This window comes from Prevotella corporis DSM 18810 = JCM 8529 (genome assembly GCF_000430525.1).
Lineage (GTDB): Bacteria > Bacteroidota > Bacteroidia > Bacteroidales > Bacteroidaceae > Prevotella > Prevotella corporis.
The window spans coordinates 1-16,051 of sequence record NZ_AUME01000031.1; the positions used below are offsets into that span (position 1 = coordinate 1).

Here is a 16,051-nt window from a genome sequence, read left to right on the forward strand (position 1 = left end):
TTCACGTATATGGACTTCCCGGCCCAAGTGCAGAGGTGCATATATACGACCAACTGGATTGAAAGGCTCAACAGGAAGTACAGGAGAACCATCCAAATGAGAACATCCATGCCATCAGAAAAGTCCGTCATCTTCCTCCTGGCAGCCGTGGCGATGGAGGAAACAAAGACAACATATGAAAGGAGAATATATCAATTCAAAAACTGGAAAGAAAAGAATAAAATAACAGCGGAAGTACAGAGAAAGGAAAGATGAATTACACACTTTTAAGGACACTACCTTTTGTTTAGTTGACAAGTTCATGAGTTGATAGCTCAAAGCTGTTGTTTCCTTAGGACACAAAACACGGTTTATCAATTAGTTGTAAAACACCTATTTTTTTTTTGGCGAAGTCAGGAGCCTACAGACACATACAGGAAAGATGCAAATCAACCGTGACTTGCATCTTTTTTATTTGATGACAGCCAAACTGCCAAAGCTATGAGGAAGCACTACAGAATTGGAAGGCGATGGAATGAAAAGGAGCCAATGCCACAAGCATATCCAATTTTGGATCTCAGAAGGAGTAGCCCCCCTCGCAAAAAGATAAATATAACGATGGAGAATACCTCTATCCATTATCAGTGTAATGAGTGATTAGGCTGCGAAAGGTCATCTATCGCAATGCAAAAGCTAACCTTTTGTGAAGTGAAAGCTAAGGTATCGGAGCTATATGCTTATCATCCTAATTTTCAAACGATTACAAATGCGTCTGTCAGAGACATGCCGCAATCGTGTCAAGCTCTCAAAAAGAGATGCTTGAAAACCTTGAAACAACCATCTTACACCTATTGATATATATGGGAAAGACTCGGCAAAAACCCATGTATTCTGCCAAACTACGAGTTAAAACTCCCAAATAGCTATTAAATTCATACAATTAATATTATTTTAATTATTTATAATCATCTTTTCAACCGTAAAATTTGTATATTAAAAATTCATTGTATAAATTTGCATTTACCAATCGGATAAATATTCAAGACCATGAAAGTTAAAACCAGTAGATTAGAAACATTGAAAATGCTCATCTCCAGCATGGAACTAAGCACTCAGGATGAAGTCATCAGAGAGTTGAAGAAAGAAGGCTACAAGCTGACGCAGGCTACTTTGAGTCGTGACCTCAAACAGCTGAAAGTTGCAAAGGCAGCGTCGATGAATGGCAAATACGTCTATGTATTGCCCAATGAGACGATGTACAAACGCGTCACAGCACCGAGAAAAGCTGGTGAAATGCTTCAAAAGAGCGGTTATATCTCCATCAATTTCTCCGGTCAGTTGGCAGTCATGAAGACCCGTCCGGGGTACGCAAGCGCAATCGCCTACAACCTGGACAGTAGCGATCTGCCAGGAGTGCTCGGTACTATTGCTGGAGACGACACCATATTTATAGCAACCAGAGAGGGATGCTCGCGCAAAGACATCCTCAACTCTCTGTCATACATCATCCCTGAAATATCAGAATCATGAGTTTCGAAACAAAAAGACGGCTGACACGCTCAACCAAAGATGCAATATTCGCCGGAGTCTGCGGTGGTATTGCCGAATACATGGAACTTGACTCCACTGCTATCCGTGTTCTGTATGCGGCATTGACTGTATTCAGTGCAGCCTTTCCAGGAGTATTGCTCTACATAATCCTTTGGGCCATCATGCCAAAGGCCGATAATAACAATCAACTGACTGATGTTTGATTGATTTTAAGAAGCGAAAGGAAAACCGTACATGAGAATAGCAATCATTGGAGCTGGTGCAATGGGTGGTGCGCTGGCTGAAGGACTGTTGAAAGGAAATATCTTCCTGCCAAAAGACGTTACCATAGCCAACCCACACGAAGACAAACTGAAACGCTTTGCCGAAATAGGGGCGAGCATTACGACCGAGAATCAAGCTGCCATCATCGGAGCAGACATCGTCGTTATCGCAGTGAAGCCCCAGACAGTGCGCCAGGTACTGGAGGATATCAAGCTCTCGTTCGACCCCAAAAGTCAAGTGCTCGTCAACATGGCAGCCAACATCGGCAGTACGCAGATACAACAGTGGTTGGAAAACGACCATCTTTCCATCTTCCAAGTGATACCCAACACGGCGATAGCACAAAGATGCTCGATGACATTCATTGCGCCAATAGGCGCCACGGCAGAGCAAACAGCCATGATGGAGCAGATTTTCGACGACCTCGGCAAGACTTACATCACCGACGAGGCGCACCTTGAAGCCGGCACAGTTCTGGCAAGCTGCGGCATAGCCTATGCCATGCGATACATACGGGCCGCAGCTGAAGGTGGAGTTGAGCTGGGTTTCAGCGCCGATGTGGCAAAAGACATTGTGTTGCAGACCGTGAAAGGCGCCGTCGCCCTTCTGCAGGCAAGCGGCAATCATCCCGAAGCGGAAATCGACAAGGTGACAACTGCGGGCGGAACGACCATCAAAGGATTGAACGAGATGGAGCATGCGGGGTTCACTTCGGCAGTAATCCGCGGATTAAAGGCCGCCTCTGAATAGACGGCAAAAATTGAATGTCTGCGCTATCTGTCTTTTTAAGGGCATATTATTATTGTTCATCGCCCAAAACACACTCCCCAATCAGACTATAAAGTAGGATTGGGGGTATAACTTTTCGCATCGTCCAACCTAATAGACACACCCAAAATATATCTATCTCTCACCTCCGGAAAATATTCTGATAACTTAATTCTATCTCATTCGTGATTCTCATGCCACAAAGAAATGCGCAGAGCAAAAACAGAATCTTTGACTACTCGCAACAAACATTTACACCCGTGAGCCCCGATCAACACTCCTCTTTGAAAAGCAGAGATTGCATTCACGCATGCTAAGCAAAATAATCATCTTTTTTCTCTTAATAAATTTGGAAGTTAAATTAGGATTCCATATATTTGCGCTATCACTTTTTATCATTTTTCAACAGAAACAAGCTGTTTAATAATGAAATAAAAGCGAGTTGAATAAATTACTATATCTAACAATCACCTAAAACAAAAGTCATTATGAAAGCGTATGCAATGCTTGGCCTCAACAAGGCCGGATGGATTGAGAAGGAAAGACCCGCATGTGGTCCAATGGATGCAATTGTAAAGCCTTTGGCAGTTGCGCCTTGTACATCTGACGTTCACACCGTATGGGAGGGAGCCATTGGCGACCGTAAGGACATGATTCTCGGCCACGAAGCTACGGGTGAGGTAGTGGAAGTGGGTTCGATGGTAAAAGATTTCAAACCTGGCGACCGTGTTATCGTTCCTGCAATTACACCAGACTGGAACTCACTCGAAGCACAGAACGGTTTTTCTATGCACTCTGGCGGAATGCTGGCAGGCTGGAAGTTCTCCAACTTCAAGGATGGTGTCTTTGCAGAGTATTTCCACGTTAATGATGCCGACGGTAACTTGGCACTCATTCCTGAAGGCATGGATCCGGTTGCTGCAACAATGCTCTCCGACATGGTTCCTACTGGCTTCCATGGGGTTGAACTCGCAGACGTGAAATTTGGTGACGAAGTGCTTGTTATTGGTATCGGTCCTGTTGGTTTGATGGCAGTTGCCGGAACAGCCCTCAGAGGTGCATCCAACATCTATGCCGTAGGTAGCCGACCTGTTTGTGCAGCTGCTGCAAAGGCTTACGGTGCAACAGAAATCATCGACTACCACAATGGTCCTATCGCCCAACAAGTTATGGAACGCACCAACGGTAAGGGCGTTGACCGTGTTGTTATCGCTGGTGGTACTGTTGATACATTTGCAGAGGCAGTCACTGTGTTGAAGCCAGGCGGTGTCATCGGAAATGTGAACTACCTTGGCAGCGGTGAGTTTGTAAAGATTCCACGCGTTGAATGGGGTGTAGGTATGGGCCACAAGACCATCAGAGGCGGTTTGATGCCTGGTGGAAGACTACGTATGGAGAAATTGGCAAAGCTCGTTACTTCAGGACGCCTTGATCTCAAACACCTCATTACCCACCGTTTCAACGGTTTCGAGCACATGGAAGAGGCCCTCTTGCTGATGAAGGATAAACCAAGGGATTTGATTAAGCCAGTAGTTGTTCTCGCAGAAGATCTCTATTAAGGATTAATCAGTGGACGACTGCTGTCGTCAGCAACGCTCAATCTATACGATAAGCAATGGCAAGCACAATGTAGCTACTACACATGCTTGCCATTTTTCTGGTATTGGCCTATAAAAGTGTGTAAGTTTCATTTTTTCTTTTTTATAGTTTTCAAATACAAAGATAAGAAAAAGGAGTTTACACACTTTTATAGGACAGTACCCAAAATTCAGCATTGATAATCCTTCCTTGTTTTCTGAATATATTATAATCTCTTCGAGTTTTGCGTAAGAGGGGGCGAAAGTGGTTGGGACTTGCAAGTTTCAGGTTATGGGAAACTTAATAAAGCAAGACAAGTCCTGCCACGGCGGCATAGCATATCATGCGGATGGGGTTTATCTTCAGCCACATTGTACCGGCGAATGTGGAAAGGAATAGGGCGATGCTGATGCAGAAATGCCATAGGCTGATGTCTGGTGATGAAAAGTTCTCGCTGTTGCAGAGTAGTAACGTCGCAGCAGCAAGTAAGCCAACGACTACCGGGCGCAGACCGGAAAATATTGATTGCACAATTGGCGAGTTCATGTACTTCAGGAACATCTTGCTTATGAGCAGCATCAAGATAAGAGAGGGTAACACCAGCGCGAAAGTCGCCGTCATACTTCCCAAAACAGACATGGTGTTGCTCATGCCGGCATTATGAATTGCCGTGTAACCGCAGTATGTGGCAGAGTTGATACCAATGGGACCTGGTGTCATCTGTGATATAGCAACGATGTTGGTGAACTCAGCGGACGTCAGCCAGTGATGGTTGATGACTGTTTCTGTCTGAATGAGGGATAGCATACCATATCCACCACCGAACCCAAACAGTCCGATGACGAAGAATGTATAGAATATCTCAAGGAATATCATGGCTTATCTTCTTCCGTCGGGGTAATGAACTTTCCGTATAAATAGCCGGCTGTACCTGCGGCAATAAGAATATAAATGGGATTTACGCCCATCAAGGCAATAAGAAGTGCGGTAGCGATGGGAATCCAGCAGTTCGCCAAGTTGATTTTCGCACTTTTCGCCAGGTTAAAGGTCGGTACAGCAATCAAGGCGACCACCGCCGGGCGAATGCCTCTGAACATTGCGGCTACCCAAGCCACATCCATAAACCGATGGAAGAAGACTGCGATGGCAAGAATAATCAGGAACGAGGGGAGAGCAGCTCCCAAACTTGTGCAGAGTGCGCCCTTTACTTTCCTTAATTTGTAGCCAACGAAGATGCTGATGTTGATGGCAAACACGCCGGGACAGCTCTGCGCCACCGCTATGAGGTCAAGAAAGTCTTCCTTCGCAATCCATTTCTGCTTCTCCACCACTTCGCTTTCTATGATGGGAATCATGGCATAGCCACCACCCAATGTGAACGCTCCTATCCTGAAGAACACCTTGAATGCCTGCCAATAAAGCGAACGCCCACTTTTTCCGTCCGTTGGGGCGGAAAGTGGGCGTTGTTCTGTTATGTTCTTCTTCTCTTTCGGCATCTCTTTCGGCTTAGTTATTATTGATTTTCGCTTCCACCCACTTGCGTGCGTTCACGAATACTTCCATCCACGGTGTTACCTCGTCCTCTTTACGGTCAAGGGGATACCATGCATTCTGCCATGGGAATACGGAACGCTCCATGTGTGGCATCATCGCAAGATGTCTTCCGTCGTCTGAGCAGATACCTGCCACGTTGTAATCCGAGCCGTTTGGATTGCCGGGATAATCGGCATAGTTGTATTTTAGCACTACGTTATAGCGGTCTTCTGGTTCCGGAAGCGAGAATTTTCCTTCCCCATGCGCCACCCAGATGCCTAACTTGCTTCCGCTCAGCGAACCCAATAGAACGCTTTGATTGCGAGGAACGACTACGCCAAGGAAGCTACTCTCGAACTTGTGACTGTTATTGTGAAGCAATCGGGCACGATGCTTGTGGTCGGGGTTGATGAGATTCAGCTCAACCATCAACTGACAGCCGTTGCAAACACCTAACGACAGTGTGTCTTCGCGGGCATAGAAGTTGTCAAGAGCATTCTTTGCCTTCTCGTTGTATAAGAATGCGCCTGCCCATCCCTTAGCCGAACCAAGCACATCGGAGTTGGAGAAGCCTCCGCAGAACACAATCATGTTTACCTCCTCCAATGTCTCGCGACCAGAAATCAAGTCGGTCATAGTAACATCTTTCACCTCAAAGCCCGCTAAATAGAGGCAATAGGCCATCTCACGGTCACCATTCGTACCCTTTTCGCGAATGATAGCAGCCTTCGGCATTGCTTGTCGGGGAGCCGTTGTTGGTTCTTTCCACCGATTGGGGTTTAGCTTATATTGTTCCAAAGAGCCCTCAAAGTCGGGTTTGAACTTCATTTCTATCGGCTGTTTCTTGTAGTTTTCATGGCGCTTTTGTGCCATTCCACTGAAACTCTGTTTGCGATCGAGCAGATAAGAAGTCTCGTACCATGTCTCGCGCATTGCGTCAATATCGAACTCTTGCTTCCAATTGCCATCGGTGATACTCAAGATTCGGTTGTTCGTATCCGGGCAACCGATTCTGGCAAATCCGATACAGTTTTCTTCCAAGAAAGCCTTTACCTCATCATTGTGCTCGTCGGAAACCTGAATGATGACACCCGGATTCTCGGCAAACAACTTCTTGATGATGTCCTCGCCCTTGATGTCGTGCAGATTGATTTTCAATCCGCCCTCCGTATTTGCGAAAGTCATTTCCAAAAGGGCAGTTATCATACCTCCGGCGGAGATGTCATGTCCGGCGATAATCCATCCACGGCGAATCATTTCCTGAACCGCATCGAAGCAGTCGGAGAAGTAGCGGGGTTCTCTCACTGTGGGAACGTCAGAGCCTACCTTGCCCAAACTCTGTGCGAAGGCAGAACCGCCAAGGCGTTGCTCATCGAAACTGAAGTCGATATGATAGAGACGAGTGTTCTTGTCGTTGACCAACACGGGTGAAACCACCTTGCGAATGTCGCTCACCTCTCCTCCACTGGTGACAATAACGGTTCCCGGAGAGATGATTTTCTCGCCGTTGGGGTATTGTTGTGTGAGTGAGAGCGAGTCTTTGCCTGTCGGAACATTCACGCCGATAGCGCAACAAAAGTCAGATAATGCCTTGACTGCCTTGTAAAGTCTGGCGTCCTCGCCCTTCTGCGCTCTGCAAGGCCACATCCAGTTGGCAGAAAGGCTGAGACTGTCCATACCGTCTGCCAATGGCGCCCACACAATATTGGTCAATGATTCGGCAACGGAGAGCACCGAACCCGCCTCCGGCGATGCCAAACCAGCCTGTGGAGCATGTCCCAAAGCTGTGGCGATGCCCTTGTGTCCGCGATAGTCGAGGGCGACAACACCGCAGTCGGACAGTGGCAATTGTATCTGTCCCTGACACTGTTGGCGAGCCACCTTGCCCGTAACGGAGCGGTCCACCTTGTTGGTCAGCCAGTCTTTGCAAGCCACGGCTTCGAGTTGCAGCACCCGTTTCAGATATTCTTCAACCTTATTTATATCATAGGAGACGTCGGCATATTTGCGCTCGACGGTCTCGTCAGTCATAATAGTCTTTGGCGAATGGCCGAACATCTGCGCAACATCCAAGTCGAACGGTTTTATACCGTCGCCCTGAACGAACGAAAAATGAGCATCGCCTGTGGTTTCTCCCACAACATACATCGGCGCACGTTCGCGCTCGGCTATTCTTTGCACGTGGTCGAGGTGCTTTTCATCGATAAGCAGCCCCATGCGCTCTTGCGACTCGTTGGCAATTATCTCCTTTGCGCTTAGTGTCTTGTCGCCGATTGGCAACTGCGTCATGTCGATTTCGCCACCACATTCCTCAACCAATTCGCTCAGACAGTTCAAGTGTCCTGCCGAACCGTGGTCGTGAATCGACACAACTGGGTTGTTGTCTTCTTCGGAAAGTGCGCGAACCAAGTTGTAAGCACGCTTCTGCATCTCCGCATTGGCACGCTGAATGGCATTCAGTTCTATGCCGTTGGAGTAGCGCCCGGTGTTTACCGATGACACGGAGCCACCACCCAAGCCGATGCGATAGTTATCACCCCCAACAACGACAACCTTGTTTCCCGGTTGTGGCTCTTTCTTCAGGCAGTCGCGTTTGTTACCGAAGCCCACGCCACCTGCCAACATGATTACCTTGTCATAGGCATAATTCTCTCCGTTCTCTTGATGTTCAAATGTCAGCAGCGAACCGGTTATCAGCGGTTGCCCGAACTTGTTGCCAAAGTCGCTTGCACCGTTGGAAGCCTTTGTCAGAATTTGTTCCGGTGTTTGGTAGAGCCATTGGCGAACAGGGAGGATGTCTTCCCAGTCGCGGAACTCAGGAGTCTTATCGTGTTCGTCCTTCAATCGTGGATAGGCTGTCATGTAAACCGCTGTTCCCGCTATCGGCCATGAGCCGGTTCCGCCGCCCATTCGGTCTCTGATTTCACCACCCGAACCAGTTGCCGCACCGTTGAAAGGCTCAACTGTCGTCGGGAAGTTATGTGTTTCAGCTTTCAAGGAAATCACACTCTCAATGGTTTTTATGCGGAAGAAGTCGGATGTACTCTGATTTGTAGGCGCAAACTGTTCAATTTCCGGACCTTGAGCAAATGCCACATTATCTTTATATGCGGAAAGAATCTTGCCTGGATTCTCCTTTGTTGTCTTTTTAATCATGGCAAAGAGGCTGCTCTCCATTACCTTGCCATCGATAACAAACTCACCTCCGAATATTTTGTGTCGGCAGTGCTCCGAGTTGATTTGTGCGAAGCCGAACACTTCCGAGTCGGTCAGTGGACGTCCATTCTCCTTTTCTACCTTGTGCAGGTACTCTATTTCCTCCGGTGAGAGTGCAAGTCCTTCCTCCTCGTTGAATTTCTCCAAGTCTTCTACCTTCCTGATTGGCTCCGGTTGCAAGTCGATGGTGAAGATTTGCTGATTCAATCCGTCGTAATTGCGGAAGATCATTGGGTCGGGGTTGTCATCAAGCGACTTGGTAGGGAAGTATTCCTCTATACGCGAAATGCCGCTAAGACCCATATTCTGTGTAATCTCAACGGCATTCGTACTCCAAGGAGTTATCATTTCGCGACGCGGCCCCAAATAATAGCCCGACAATTCCTTGTCGTCCATTGGTTTGGCATCACCATAGAGCCAACTTAGTTTGTCAATTTCGTCTTGATTGGGCTGATGGTCTATTTCAGTCGCAATCACGGTTGCTGCGGTAGCTGAGAAGAAAAGAATCATTATTATTCCTGTATAATATAATTAGGTAAATCGATAATTATTGCAAAGATACTGCAATTCGCTTAAAAGACAAAGAAAAAGGGTTTGTTTTTCCGTGGGAATGCGTTTTCTTTGTCTGCCATGTTGTTGTGCATTCTTCTGTTTTCGTTACTTTCGATGTCCGTTTGTCGATGATTGGGGTAGTATCCGATTTCCAAAAGCTTACCTATTGCGATTTAAAAGCTTAGCTATTGAACGCCAAAAGCTAAGCTTTTGAAATACAGTTTGTAAGTTATTGGATATCAATGGAGTTACAATCCGAATATCCTGAAGGAGATATAAGGAGTGAAAACTGACTCACGCTATCACCAGACGTTCAGCTTTACGGTGGCATACTTGTTCTTAGTGGTCGCACCACAAAACAAAAACGCGAGAGAAGCTATCGGCTTTTCCCGCGTTCGTTCGTTTCAAGAAACCATTACTTATTATTCTGCTTCCGTTGGTTCCGACTTCTCCAATTTCATTTGAATGAAGAACGCCACTAACAGTCCCACTCCGACTCCCGTTGCGAGTACGATCCAAAAGCCGATGTCGCCGGCGGGGATATCAAAGAGGAGGTTGCAGACATAGCCCAATCCCATGCCGATAAGCAATAATGCCATTCTCAGACTTTCATACTTGCCCTTTTTCTTGGGCTTGTCAGGCTCTACCAAGAGCTTTGCCTTTTCGTTATCTACGTGATTTTCGATGATGGACTGACGTATCATTCTGGCGTTCTTGTTCTTGTTATATTCCAACAAGGCACTCGTGATGACAGCGATGATACCACATGTAATTCCAAGTACGGAGCAAATTAAACCTACTGATAATCCGTTCATGATTTTATTATTTTTTAGTTATACATTTTAAATTCTTGTCTCGGTGGATTTCTCATTTTGCATCGAAAGAGAAATCGGCGATTTGGTGTTGTAAGCAGTAAGCGACGGAGAGGAGGAAGACAATCATTCCGGAGGTAACTGCCACAGATTTCTCGCTTGTTATTATGCTATAGGCGGAGGCGGTAACAATTACGATGAATGATGCGATTCCGAACGCGAAGGCAAGTGCTCTCAACCATCTGCGTGCGGTTGCTTTTCTTCGTTCCGCCTGTATTGTCATCATTGCCGATGCTTGTAAATCTTCCCGTGTCTGTTTCCGTTGCATGACTTTGCCAATTAGGAAATCCAATTCTTTATCGTTCAGTTCTTTCATTTTCTATTCCTTTCTTTATTTTTTCGCGTATGCGATGCAATTTTACTAATACGTTGCCGGTGGTCATTCCCAGTTGTCGGGCTATCTCTTCGGCTTTTCTGCCTTCGTAGTAATGCAGTTTGATGATGGCTTTGTCGCCGGAAGGCAGTTCCTCTATTCGGGCTTCCACGGCTTGCAACAGCTGTTCTCGCTCTTCCGAATAATCGTTCTTGTCGGCTATCGGAATGGATTCAATGGGTTGCGTCTTTTGTCGCCGCTCCTTATTCATTTCGTTCACTGCCAAGTTTATTGCAATACTTGTAATCCATGATCCGAGTGTTGCTCCCTGCCATGTGTCAAGTCGGGCGTAAGCTCGGATGAAGGCTTGCTGGGTAAATTCCTCCGCAGCATCTTCGCGTCTTACATATCTGTACAGATTTGCGAAAACCATGCCCCAATAGCGTTTCATAATCTCTTTGTATAAAGAGAAATTACCACTCAGGATGTTTTCTACAAGTTCTTTATCTTCCATTATTCTTTGCCACTTTCTACACTATAGACAATGAAAACCGAAAATTATTACACTTGGGAATAAGAAAAAAATGAAATAAAAAGAAAAGCGTATTATAGCTTTCCCTCTTCCCGATAAGAGAAGTATGCCCCATCGGTAATGATGAGGTGGTCGAGGAAATAAATCCGCATAAATTCGCACGCTTCCTTCACACGTCGCGTCAGTCTGTCGTCCTCCGCACTGGGGCTGTTGTTGTTGCTTGGATGGTTATGGCAAAGGGCGAGTACCGTTGCATTCTTCAGTATGGCTTCTTTCATGATGACACGAATGTCCACAGCCGTTTCTGTGAGTCCGCCGTGTGAGATGCGTTTGGCTTCAATGAGTTTGTAGTTTTGGTTCATGAACAACACCCATGCCTCCTCCACATCCAAATCTTGCATCTTTGTGTGCATGAAATTGTAAATGGCAATGGCTGAGCCCAAATCCTGTCGCTTCACGGCTTCGGAAGCCTGACGACGTTTCCCCAATTCGCAGGCGGCAAGGATGGCAACGGCTTTCGCAGGCCCCAATCCGTTGTATTGCTCAAGGTCATGGATGCTGAGTTTGCCGAGTTTGTTCAGATTGTTGTCGCAATCGATCAGTACTCGTTTCATGAGTTCAACGGCACTCTCTTTCGTGGAACCGGAACCAATGAGAATACCTAATAATTCAGCGTTGCTGAGGGCTTCCGCTCCCAATCGAATGAGTTTCTCGCGCGGTCGGTCTTCTTCTGCCCATTCGTTGATGTTTAGTTTTCCGGTTTCGTTCATGTTTTGTTCCCCTTGTGAGCCCTTTACCTTATTTATAAAAGTTCATCTCGTAGGCTGTAAATTCGTCTTGCTTCCTGACGCATCTCTTCCACCAAGCCTCTATAAATCCGCAGCCGTAGCCTGTGAGTTGCACGTAGGCCGCAATGCCCGACAGAATGTTTGCCTTGAAATTGTGGAAGTAATACCAACTGTAGCAAACGTTAAGATAGTAATAGGCGAACAGAAACAGCAGCGGAGTTGCAGCAAGCCACCAGTTTGCGAGCACCAGCCCAATCAGAGAGATGACCAATAGCAGAGCCACTCCGAGTGTGAAAACCATTGGGAGCAGATGGACGAGTTTCAACGATTCTGGGTATTTCTTGTAAAGGTTCACGCGTGCAATACCACTGTTATAGACTTGTCGCCAGAATTTCCGGAAGTCGGTGCGCCGCTTGTGCCATACCCATGCTTCGGGGAACAGTCGGCAGCGTTTCCCTGCTTTGAAGATGCGGATGGAGAAGTCGATGTCCTCGCCGAAACGCATCTTCGAGAATCCTCCCAATTCCATATATACGTCGCGTCTGATTCCCATATTGAAGGAGCGTGGGTAGAACTTGTCGAGCTTCTTCTTGCCACCTCGGATGCCTCCGGTGGTGAAAAACGACGTCATGGAATAGGAGATGGCCTTCTGTGTGTCGGTGAAAGAATCGTGGGCACGGTCAGGTCCGCCGAAAGCATCGGCAGATTCGCGGTCGAGCTCGTCGCTGACGGCCTTCAGATAGCCATTGGGGAGCACGACATCGGAGTCGAGAATGAGGAGGTATTCGCCTTCTGCACGTTCAGCACCATAGTTTCGACTTTGCCCTGGACCGGAGTTGGGCTTCATGAAGTAGCGGAGTGTGAGCTGGTCGGCATATTTGCGGCAGACGTCCTCGCACGGAATCTGTGAGCCATCCTCAACGATGATGACCTCGAAATCCTTCTCCTCCTGATTGACGAGACTCTCAAGAAGTTCATCCACTTCGTCTGGACGATTGAAAACGGGAACAATGATGCTGTATTTCATGGGAAAGCGTAAGAAGTGTTTGTAATCTGACAGATAAAAGAAAAAGAGTAAAAAGGTAAAAGTTGCAAACTGTTGACTCTGATGTTCAAGCTCTGAATATCAGAAAGTCTTGTTCTGGCCTTTTACTTTTTTACTCTTCTTTATGCTTTAGCCGTTAACTCGACCAAGATAGCTGCCGTCGCGGGTGTCGATCTGGATCGTCTCACCCTCGTTGATGAATAGAGGCACACGTACTTCAGCACCAGTCTCAAGTGTAGCTGGCTTGGTTGCGGTGGTTGCGGTGTTGCCTTTGACTCCTGGTTCGCTGTGTGTAATCTTCAGGGTGGTCTTCACTGGCATCTCGGCAGAGAGGATTGTGCCATCGGAAGTGTCTGTAACCACTTCAACAACATCGCCTTCCTTCATGAACTCTGCTCCTGTAATCTGGTGGAGAGGGATAGGAATTTGCTCGAAAGTCTCCTGGTTCATAAAGATATAGCCCGTTGAATCTTGGTAGAGATATTGGTAAGGGCGACGCTCTACGCGTACATCTTCGAGTTTGAAACCTACTTGGAAAGTGCGTTCGAGTACACGACCGTCAGCAACGTTCTTTAGTTTTGTAATCATAACGGTGTTGCCCTTGCCTGGCTTCCTGTGCTGAAAGTCGATGCAAGTCCAAATCTTTCCATCAAGACGGATACATGTTCCGATTTTGATTTCCTGTGAATTAATCATAAACTGTTAATATATAATTTGTTACTTATTATTTATACCACGGATGGTTTTGCGGTGCAAAGTTAAGCAATTTATAGAAAAAAACATAAATTATTCACCTAAAAATCAATGTTTTCTTGGTTAATTCAAAAAGTTTAAGTAATTTTGCAGCCCGTAACGCCAGAATGAATTCTGTCGTCGTCAGTTGTTTGCATAATAACAATAAAAATAAAATAGAACAATGAAAAGAACATTTCAGCCTCACAACCGTCGCCGTGTGAACAAACACGGATTCCGCGAAAGAATGGCAACCAAGGACGGTCGTCGTGTATTGGCATCTCGTCGCGCAAAGGGTCGCAAAAAGTTAACAGTATCTGACGAGCACCACGGAAAGTAGTCCGCTGCTTGCAGAGAATTGAAATTAAAACGGAAAGAAGTAGAGAACAATCTTTGCTTCTTTCCGTTTTTTTCTTTACCTTTGCCCAATAAAACAAGTTACATTAGCTAAGGTCGGATGGTATCAAAACGTTTCATCAGCAATTTCTTCAGCACATATCTCTGGGGTAATGTCCTTGCCATTGTCATTATCATCATCTTGCTCTCATTGGGCGTGCGATATGGCATTGACTACTACACTCACCACGGCGAGTCGATTGTGGTTCCCGATGTGATTCACAAGCAGTTCGACGACGCACAGGATATTATGGACAAGGTAGGACTGAGAATTGAGGTCTCTGATACGGGTTACGTGAAGGAACTTCCGCCAGATTGTATTCTTGAGCAGACTCCCGCGGGTGGAAAGCGTGTAAAATCGACACACGTCATCTACGTAACGATCAACGCCGCCAATGCACCAACGCTCGAATTGCCCGACTTGATTGATAACAGTTCGCTCCGTGAGGCACAAGCGCAGTTGCTTTCGATGGGATTCAAGGTTGGCGAACCAGAGTATATTCCAGGCGAGAAAGACTGGATTTATGGTATATTGGTAAATGGGCGCCATGTTCAGGCGGGCGACCACATTCCGTCTGATGCCGTTGTCGTACTTCAAGTTGGCGATGGCACACGCAATATAGCAGATACAACTTCATTGCACCCGCAGTTTGACTACGAAGAAGTGGAGGTGCAGGAACCTGAAAGCGAATATGAATACGAGTGGGTGGAAGTGCCTGTCGATGAGAATGGTAATGAAATCAAGGATGGTGAAGGCGATATGCCCCGCACAGTTCCGTCAGTGCCACCGTCTCCAGCCACCGTTCCCGTTGAGCCAGCTGCTCCAAAACCTACCGATTAAATATGGTTGACGACGACGAACTTCTGGACGACGACTTGCTCGATGGCTTTTCCGAGCACGAGGGCGAACTGGATGCTGGTGGAGAACTCTACGAGCACTTCAGAGTGGTTGTCGATAAGGGGCAGGATGCTGTCAGAATCGACAAGTATCTCTTCGAGCGGATGCAGCATTCCAGCCGCAATCGCATTCAAAAGGCTGCCGATGCAGGATGTATTCATGTGAACGGAAGCCCCGTAAAGAGTAACTACAAGGTGCGCCCCGACGACATCATCACACTAATGCTCGATCGGCCGAAGCACGATAACACCATAGAGGCGGAGGATATTCCCCTTGATATCGTCTTTGAAGATCAGGATCTGATGGTCGTCAACAAGCCGGCAGGACTGGTTGTTCATCCAGGGGCTGGGAATTTCCATGGTACGCTCATCAATGCCATAGCCTGGCACTTGAAAGACCTTGAGAGTTTCGACCCCAATGATCCCGCAGTAGGACTCGTTCACCGGATTGACAAGGACACAAGCGGACTTCTTGTGATAGCAAAGAACCCTGATGCGAAGACAAAACTTGGCAAGCAGTTCTACAACAAGACAACCCACAGAAGCTATAATGCACTCGTCTGGGGGAACTTCGCCGAGGAAAAGGGCAGAATTGAAGGAAACATCGCTCGCGATCCGAAAGACCGTCTGCGCATGACAGTGTTTCCTCCCGACTCTGGAATCGGAAAGAGCGCCGTCACTCACTATAAGATTTTGGAACGCTTCGGATACACAACGCTCGTAGAATGCATTTTGGAGACGGGTCGCACGCACCAGATTCGTGCACACATGAAGCACATCGGGCATCCGCTTTTCGGCGATGAGCGATACGGCGGTACGGAAATCATCCGCGGTCAGCGAACTGCCAGCTACAAGGCCTACATTCAGAACTGCCTAAAGATGTGCAACCGACAGGCCCTTCATGCACGCACGCTGGGCTTTGTCCATCCAAGGACGGGCGAGCAGATGGATTTCACAAGTGAACTCCCAAGCGATCTCGCTGCTGTCATTGAGAAATGGAGAAATTATATTAAGGGTAAAGATGAGATAGTATAA

The 16,051-nt window shown here is 47.0% G+C and carries 17 protein-coding genes; 8 read left to right on the forward strand and 9 right to left on the reverse strand.

Annotated elements, in window-relative coordinates:
• The 5 genes from H515_RS13130 to H515_RS0106675 all read left to right on the forward strand — a co-directional run.
• Positions 1 to 255: transposase (locus H515_RS13130; RefSeq protein WP_036891582.1), on the forward strand; the 255-nt coding region annotated here is incomplete at its 5' end.
• A gap of 771 nt (positions 256 to 1,026) precedes the next feature.
• Positions 1,027 to 1,509 (forward strand): arginine repressor, encoded by a 483-nt coding sequence (locus H515_RS0106655; RefSeq protein ID WP_025876901.1) that lies wholly within the window; start codon positions 1,027 to 1,029, stop codon positions 1,507 to 1,509.
• Entirely contained in the window at positions 1,506 to 1,733 is a 228-nt protein-coding gene (locus H515_RS0106660; protein ID WP_025876902.1) for a PspC domain-containing protein, read from the forward strand. Before H515_RS0106655 ends, H515_RS0106660 begins: the two co-directional genes overlap by 4 nt.
• A gap of 31 nt (positions 1,734 to 1,764) precedes the next feature.
• Entirely contained in the window at positions 1,765 to 2,544 is a 780-nt protein-coding gene (locus tag H515_RS0106665) for a pyrroline-5-carboxylate reductase family protein (RefSeq protein WP_028901748.1), read from the forward strand.
• Between the two features lie 506 nt (positions 2,545 to 3,050).
• Positions 3,051 to 4,121: an NAD(P)-dependent alcohol dehydrogenase gene (locus H515_RS0106675; RefSeq protein WP_025876903.1), complete on the forward strand. Its 1,071-nt coding sequence runs from the start codon at positions 3,051 to 3,053 to the stop codon at positions 4,119 to 4,121.
• 319 nt (positions 4,122 to 4,440) lie between these two features.
• Here H515_RS0106675 and H515_RS0106680 read toward each other — a convergent pair whose 3' ends face one another.
• The 9 genes from H515_RS0106680 to efp all read right to left on the reverse strand — a co-directional run bounded on the left by H515_RS0106680 (position 4,441) and on the right by efp (position 13,687).
• Positions 4,441 to 5,016: a chromate transporter gene (locus H515_RS0106680; protein ID WP_025876904.1), complete on the reverse strand. Its 576-nt coding sequence runs from the start codon at positions 5,014 to 5,016 to the stop codon at positions 4,441 to 4,443.
• Positions 5,013 to 5,636, reverse strand: a complete 624-nt coding sequence (locus H515_RS0106685; protein WP_051274701.1) for a chromate transporter — start codon at positions 5,634 to 5,636, stop codon at positions 5,013 to 5,015. The genes H515_RS0106680 and H515_RS0106685 overlap by 4 nt, the downstream gene beginning before the upstream one ends.
• A 10-nt stretch (positions 5,637 to 5,646) precedes the next feature.
• On the reverse strand, positions 5,647 to 9,399 hold the full coding sequence (gene purL, locus H515_RS0106690; RefSeq protein WP_028901750.1) for a phosphoribosylformylglycinamidine synthase: 3,753 nt from the start codon (positions 9,397 to 9,399) through the stop codon (positions 5,647 to 5,649).
• 464 nt (positions 9,400 to 9,863) lie between these two features.
• Positions 9,864 to 10,256, reverse strand: a complete 393-nt coding sequence (locus H515_RS0106695) for a DUF6249 domain-containing protein (protein ID WP_025876906.1) — start codon at positions 10,254 to 10,256, stop codon at positions 9,864 to 9,866.
• A gap of 52 nt (positions 10,257 to 10,308) precedes the next feature.
• The gene (locus tag H515_RS0106700) at positions 10,309 to 10,629 is read right to left on the reverse strand and encodes a hypothetical protein (protein WP_025876908.1); all 321 of its coding nucleotides are present in this window, start codon (positions 10,627 to 10,629) and stop codon (positions 10,309 to 10,311) included.
• A complete protein-coding gene (locus tag H515_RS0106705) occupies positions 10,610 to 11,140 on the reverse strand; it encodes an RNA polymerase sigma factor (RefSeq protein WP_028901751.1) in 531 nt (176 codons plus the stop codon). Before H515_RS0106705 ends, H515_RS0106700 begins: the two co-directional genes overlap by 20 nt.
• Before the next feature lie 92 nt (positions 11,141 to 11,232).
• Positions 11,233 to 11,928 (reverse strand): RadC family protein, encoded by a 696-nt coding sequence (radC, locus tag H515_RS0106710; RefSeq protein WP_025876910.1) that lies wholly within the window; start codon positions 11,926 to 11,928, stop codon positions 11,233 to 11,235.
• Positions 11,929 to 11,956: 28 nt separating this feature from the next.
• The gene (locus H515_RS0106715) at positions 11,957 to 12,973 is read right to left on the reverse strand and encodes a glycosyltransferase family 2 protein (protein WP_028901752.1); all 1,017 of its coding nucleotides are present in this window, start codon (positions 12,971 to 12,973) and stop codon (positions 11,957 to 11,959) included.
• 147 nt (positions 12,974 to 13,120) lie between these two features.
• Positions 13,121 to 13,687 (reverse strand): elongation factor P, encoded by a 567-nt coding sequence (gene efp / locus H515_RS0106720; protein WP_025876912.1) that lies wholly within the window; start codon positions 13,685 to 13,687, stop codon positions 13,121 to 13,123.
• 220 nt (positions 13,688 to 13,907) lie between these two features.
• Here efp and rpmH point away from each other — a divergent pair, with 220 nt between their 5' ends.
• The 3 genes from rpmH to H515_RS0106735 all read left to right on the forward strand — a co-directional run bounded on the left by rpmH (position 13,908) and on the right by H515_RS0106735 (position 16,051).
• The gene (rpmH, locus tag H515_RS0106725; protein ID WP_025876914.1) at positions 13,908 to 14,063 is read left to right on the forward strand and encodes a 50S ribosomal protein L34; all 156 of its coding nucleotides are present in this window, start codon (positions 13,908 to 13,910) and stop codon (positions 14,061 to 14,063) included.
• A gap of 117 nt (positions 14,064 to 14,180) precedes the next feature.
• The gene (locus H515_RS0106730; RefSeq protein ID WP_025876916.1) at positions 14,181 to 14,960 is read left to right on the forward strand and encodes a PASTA domain-containing protein; all 780 of its coding nucleotides are present in this window, start codon (positions 14,181 to 14,183) and stop codon (positions 14,958 to 14,960) included.
• Positions 14,961 to 14,962: 2 nt separating this feature from the next.
• Positions 14,963 to 16,051 carry an RluA family pseudouridine synthase gene (locus H515_RS0106735; RefSeq protein ID WP_025876918.1) on the forward strand — a complete coding sequence of 363 codons (1,089 nt, stop codon included), beginning with the start codon at positions 14,963 to 14,965 and terminating at the stop codon, positions 16,049 to 16,051.

What these genes read in the sequence shown, in the direction of transcription:
- H515_RS0106705 (WP_028901751.1), bottom strand. Translation starts at nt 11,140, where the DNA reads ATGGAAGATAAAGAACTTGTAGAAAACATCCTGAGTGGTAATTTCTCT.
- H515_RS0106655 (WP_025876901.1), top strand. Translation starts at nt 1,027, where the DNA reads ATGAAAGTTAAAACCAGTAGATTAGAAACATTGAAAATGCTCATCTCC.
- H515_RS0106700 (WP_025876908.1), bottom strand. Translation starts at nt 10,629, where the DNA reads ATGAAAGAACTGAACGATAAAGAATTGGATTTCCTAATTGGCAAAGTC.
- H515_RS0106680 (WP_025876904.1), bottom strand. Translation starts at nt 5,016, where the DNA reads ATGATATTCCTTGAGATATTCTATACATTCTTCGTCATCGGACTGTTT.
- H515_RS0106685 (WP_051274701.1), bottom strand. Translation starts at nt 5,636, where the DNA reads ATGCCGAAAGAGAAGAAGAACATAACAGAACAACGCCCACTTTCCGCC.
- radC (WP_025876910.1), bottom strand. Translation starts at nt 11,928, where the DNA reads ATGAACGAAACCGGAAAACTAAACATCAACGAATGGGCAGAAGAAGAC.
- H515_RS0106715 (WP_028901752.1), bottom strand. Translation starts at nt 12,973, where the DNA reads ATGAAATACAGCATCATTGTTCCCGTTTTCAATCGTCCAGACGAAGTG.
- H515_RS0106665 (WP_028901748.1), top strand. Translation starts at nt 1,765, where the DNA reads ATGAGAATAGCAATCATTGGAGCTGGTGCAATGGGTGGTGCGCTGGCT.
- efp (WP_025876912.1), bottom strand. Translation starts at nt 13,687, where the DNA reads ATGATTAATTCACAGGAAATCAAAATCGGAACATGTATCCGTCTTGAT.
- H515_RS0106660 (WP_025876902.1), top strand. Translation starts at nt 1,506, where the DNA reads ATGAGTTTCGAAACAAAAAGACGGCTGACACGCTCAACCAAAGATGCA.
- rpmH (WP_025876914.1), top strand. Translation starts at nt 13,908, where the DNA reads ATGAAAAGAACATTTCAGCCTCACAACCGTCGCCGTGTGAACAAACAC.
- H515_RS0106730 (WP_025876916.1), top strand. Translation starts at nt 14,181, where the DNA reads ATGGTATCAAAACGTTTCATCAGCAATTTCTTCAGCACATATCTCTGG.
- purL (WP_028901750.1), bottom strand. Translation starts at nt 9,399, where the DNA reads ATGATTCTTTTCTTCTCAGCTACCGCAGCAACCGTGATTGCGACTGAA.
- H515_RS0106735 (WP_025876918.1), top strand. Translation starts at nt 14,963, where the DNA reads ATGGTTGACGACGACGAACTTCTGGACGACGACTTGCTCGATGGCTTT.
- H515_RS0106675 (WP_025876903.1), top strand. Translation starts at nt 3,051, where the DNA reads ATGAAAGCGTATGCAATGCTTGGCCTCAACAAGGCCGGATGGATTGAG.
- H515_RS0106695 (WP_025876906.1), bottom strand. Translation starts at nt 10,256, where the DNA reads ATGAACGGATTATCAGTAGGTTTAATTTGCTCCGTACTTGGAATTACA.